Origin of the sequence: Ancylomarina sp. (assembly GCF_041555295.1) — a bacterium.
Classification (GTDB): Bacteria; Bacteroidota; Bacteroidia; order Bacteroidales; family Marinifilaceae; genus Ancylomarina.
On the sequence record NZ_JBFFKR010000387.1, the window covers coordinates 1 to 2,617 of the forward strand.

Annotated in this window: 3 protein-coding genes; all 3 read left to right on the top strand. The window is 35.4% G+C overall.

Annotation, left to right across the window (positions count from 1 at the left end):
* Window positions 1–1,111 precede the first annotated feature (1,111 nt).
* A complete protein-coding gene (locus tag ABY905_RS16275) occupies window positions 1,112–1,438 on the top strand; it encodes an ArsR/SmtB family transcription factor (protein ID WP_372645775.1) in 327 nt (108 codons plus the stop codon).
* 35 nt (window positions 1,439–1,473) lie between these two features.
* A complete protein-coding gene (locus tag ABY905_RS16280; RefSeq protein WP_372645777.1) occupies window positions 1,474–1,896 on the top strand; it encodes an arsenate reductase ArsC in 423 nt (140 codons plus the stop codon).
* 53 nt (window positions 1,897–1,949) lie between these two features.
* On the top strand, window positions 1,950–2,617 hold a 668-nt coding region (arsB, locus tag ABY905_RS16285), incomplete at its 3' end, for an ACR3 family arsenite efflux transporter (RefSeq protein WP_372645779.1).

Here is a 2,617-nt window from a genome sequence, read left to right on the forward strand (position 1 = left end):
CTGTAATATTGTGCAAAAGAAGTTGAGGAGAGAAATATTAATAGTATCAGAGAGATAATCGTTTTCATATTTTAATCTGTAGCATTTTTTAAGTTCCATAATATACTTTCTTTTATTCAAATGGCAATACTTTCAAATAACTCTTGTTGTCTGTTATTATAATAAGTAATTGTACATGATTAATGACGTGCTTAAAACGTCTTCCTAATATGTGAATCTTTTAATTGAGCTTGTGAATTCGAGTTTATTTATGAAAGCTGCCTTTGCGTCAGCCTATATACCGTATCATTTAAACTTAAGATGAATCCATCTAATACGATGGCGTATTGGCATAAATAACAAGAAAAAAACAAAATAAAAAAAATGAAATGTAGCTGTAACCCCTACGATAGTTGACTTGTTTTCCGATAGGAGGGTTTTTAAGCCGATAGATCAATCAATTTACCCGATAGGTGTATAATTTACCTGTAAGGAATACCAAATTACCCGATAGGCGTTCAATTTGCCTGTAAGGAATACCAAATTACCCGATAGGCGTTCAATTTACCTGCAAGGAATACCAATTTACCCGATAGGCGTTCAATTTTGGCAACAGAAGCCATCATTCACCCTACAGGAATCATTTTTTTAGAATAGGGGTTATCATCAATCAAATATTATAGATCGCAACATTAAACAGAGGTCGTTATATTTTACTCCCCCCTTTACTAGTGCGCGATTGTATCGCGTTCCTTTAAAATTATAAAGCACATAATATTATCGAACGCTAGCGTTATATCGTGAGTCAAACTAATGCCTAAAACCTAACAAATTATTGATATTAAAGCACTGATTCAAATGATCAAACTGATCTATATTCAAGACTGAAATAAGTAATTGTGGGTGATTATTGACATGCTTAAAATGTCTTGAAAATATGCGAATATTTTAATTGAACTTGTGAATCAAATTTAATTCGTGAATAGGTGCTAATTTATGAAAGCTGGTTTACGTCAGTATATATACCGTATTACTTCATATCATCAAAGCAAAAAAATTAACAATCTCTTAATATGCAATCTCAGAACAATGTCGTATGTTTACGACATGAAACATTAAGAATTCTGTAAGGATGAAAAAACTAGACCTTTTTAACAATCAGCAGCAAGAATTAGCAAATTTGGCCAAAGCCCTGTCACATCCTGCAAGAATTGCCATTTTGCAGTATCTGGCTTCTTGCAACACCTGCATTTCAGGTAATATATCGGATTACCTGCCACTTAGTCGGACCACCGTTTCTCAGCATTTGAAGGAATTAAAAGCCATAGGGCTAATAAAAGGTGAAGTTGAAGGCTTAAAGATGAGATATTGCCTTGATAAGGTGGCTATTGAAAGCCTGGGATCAACCTTCAATACTTTCTTTGGAGCTATTCAACCTCAAAACGAAGAATGCTGTTAAACTCAGAACAATCAAATTTCAAAATATATAGATAGATGAAAGTACTTATTTTATGCACAGGAAACTCTTGTCGTAGCCAAATGGGAGAAGCCATTTTAAGAGATATTAACCCTGAATTAACTGTTGTATCAGCTGGAACTAAAATTGCAAATGAGGTTCATCCGCTGGCAGTTAAAGCAATGGCTGAAATCGGAATTGATATTAGTGATCTTAGACCGAAGATGGTTGATGTATTCCTTGAAGAAGGAGTTGATTTCTTAATCTCAGTTTGTAGTGGAGCGAAAGATGCTTGTCCTGCATTCCTAGGTCCTGTTGGAAAAAGAGTTCACATCGGTTTCGACGATCCGGCTTATGCACCAGGTAATGAAGAAGAAGTTATGAATGTTTTCAGAAGAGTCCGAGATGAAATTCGTCGTGACTTTGCCAAGTTTAACGAAGAGTATATTCTTAATAAATAAAAGAGACTTCTTTATTTCGAAGCTATTAACCAAAAATAAACCACATAAATATAATGGGAAGCTTAACTAAAAAACTATCATTCCTGGATAGGTATTTAACCCTCTGGATTTTTGTCGCCATGGCTGTTGGTGTTGCATCAGGATTCTTATTTCCTAATATCGCCAACTTCTGGAACTCCATGTCATATGGCAGTACTAATATTCCGATTGCAATTGGCTTAATCATCATGATGTATCCCCCACTTGCAAAAGTGAAATATGAAGAACTAAAGGATGTTTTTAAAAATCGCAAAGTCCTTTTACTTTCTCTCGTACAAAATTGGGTATTAGGTCCAACCTTGATGTTTGGCTTGGCCATTCTATTCCTGAGAGATTATCCTGAATACATGACTGGCTTAATTCTGATTGGCTTGGCACGATGTATTGCCATGGTGATTGTTTGGAATGATTTGGCAAAAGGCGATACAGAATACGCTGCAGGCTTGGTAGCCTTCAATAGTATCTTTCAAGTCTTTTTCTTTTCCATCTATGCCTATGTTTTTATCACTGTATTGCCCCAGTATTTCGGACTTGAAGGTTCGGTAGTCGATATCTCGATGCGAGAAGTGGCAGAATCTGTTTTCATCTATCTGGGTATTCCCTTTTTAGCTGGTATGCTTACACGCTACCTGCTTTTGAAAAGAAAAAGCAAGGCATGGTATCAAGAGAAATTCATTCCAAA

What these genes read in the sequence shown, in the direction of transcription:
- ABY905_RS16275 (WP_372645775.1), top strand. Translation starts at nt 1,112, where the DNA reads ATGAAAAAACTAGACCTTTTTAACAATCAGCAGCAAGAATTAGCAAAT.
- ABY905_RS16280 (WP_372645777.1), top strand. Translation starts at nt 1,474, where the DNA reads ATGAAAGTACTTATTTTATGCACAGGAAACTCTTGTCGTAGCCAAATG.